The 1436-nt window shown below is 42.4% G+C and carries 1 protein-coding gene; it reads right to left on the minus strand.

The window, feature by feature from the left end; genetic code table 11:
- A partial coding sequence (gene proV / locus R7E47_RS24330; RefSeq protein WP_318085247.1) for a glycine betaine/L-proline ABC transporter ATP-binding protein ProV occupies positions 1-857 on the minus strand: 857 nt, incomplete at its 3' end.
- Positions 858-1436: the final 579 nt, after the last annotated feature.

The following is a 1436-nucleotide window of genomic DNA, read 5'->3' on the forward strand; positions in this document are numbered from 1 at the left end:
GCAGCGGGCTTCTTGCGCGCAATATCTTTGACGGTTAGCACGCTGGCGACATTAACGCCGCGGAAAAACGCCTCGACATAATCATTGGCGGGGTTATGAAGAATTTCATCTGGTGTGCCGACTTGCACAACTTCGCCGTTTTGCATGATGGCAATTCGGTCACCGATGCGCATGGCTTCGTCCAAGTCGTGCGAAATGAATACGATGGTGCGTTTATCGTCATTTTGCAGACGAATCAATTCATCCTGCATTTCAGAACGAATCAAAGGATCGAGCGCTGAGAACGCTTCATCCATCAGCAAAATATCGGGGTCGCAAGCTAGGGCGCGGGCAAGACCGACACGCTGCTTCATACCACCTGATAGTTCATCAGGAAACGATTCAGCGTAGGTATCTAATCCAACTCTCTGCAACGCTGATAATGCACTTTCGTGGCGAGCAGTCACATCGACGCCTGCGAGTTCCAGGCCGAAAGCGGCATTTTCTATCACCGACATGTGGGGCATGAGCGCAAAATTTTGAAAAACCATTGAAATGTTGTTCCGACGAACTTCGCGCAGTTCTTCTTCGGAGATGTGAGCAATGTCTTTCCCTTTGAGGTAAACACTGCCTTTGGTGGGTTCAATGAGTCGATTGAGAAGTCGAACGAGAGTGGATTTTCCTGAGCCAGAGAGACCCATAATGACAAAAATCTCGCCTTCATTGATGGTCAGAGATACATCGTTGACGCCAACGGTTAAGCCAGTTTGTTCAAAAATATCGTCTTTATCAACGCCTTTTTCGATGAGTGAGAATGCTCGCTCCGGAGCTTCTCCAAACACTTTATAAAGTCCCTTAACTTCCAGTATGGGATCCATGTTAATTGTCCTTTGTTATGTGTTTATCACGAGTTAATGTTTTGTACTCTAATTAAATTGATAAAAGTTTTCAAATGATTGGCTTAGCTTATTGGTGTTCTGTGGTCATATTTTTCGTAGTAATGAACTTTCATTGTTTTATTGATAAATCATTTAAAACATCTAGTTATGAATGTGTTCGTTTGTGTTTTTAGGCGATAAACACGACGTTGAATTTATTTTTAAGTTTTTAATACATGTCGGCACAGTAGGGTTGCATATTTATTGCTCAGTATTTAGAGGCAGAAAGAATAGTGAAATGATTAGAGTTCAAATCTGTGTTTGGAAGAAACAAACATAACATGATGAGGTAAGCAGAAGTCTTAGCGTTATCTGTTGCTTATGCTAAATCGAGATGATATTGATCTGGTTACTTTAGGCAACGCATGGAATAAAGAATGGAAGCCGAGCAGTTAGAAGTACTCAATTTCATTAGCCAACATCCTCCTTTCGATGAACTGCCAGAAGAGCAGTTAAAAAAAATCGCCATTCATGCAGAAGTGGCGTATTTCCGTCAAGGTACCGACATCCTCAAATTTG

The sequence above is a fragment of the Vibrio sp. Vb1026 genome (assembly GCF_033338745.1).
Taxonomy (GTDB): Bacteria; Pseudomonadota; Gammaproteobacteria; order Enterobacterales; family Vibrionaceae; genus Vibrio; species Vibrio alginolyticus.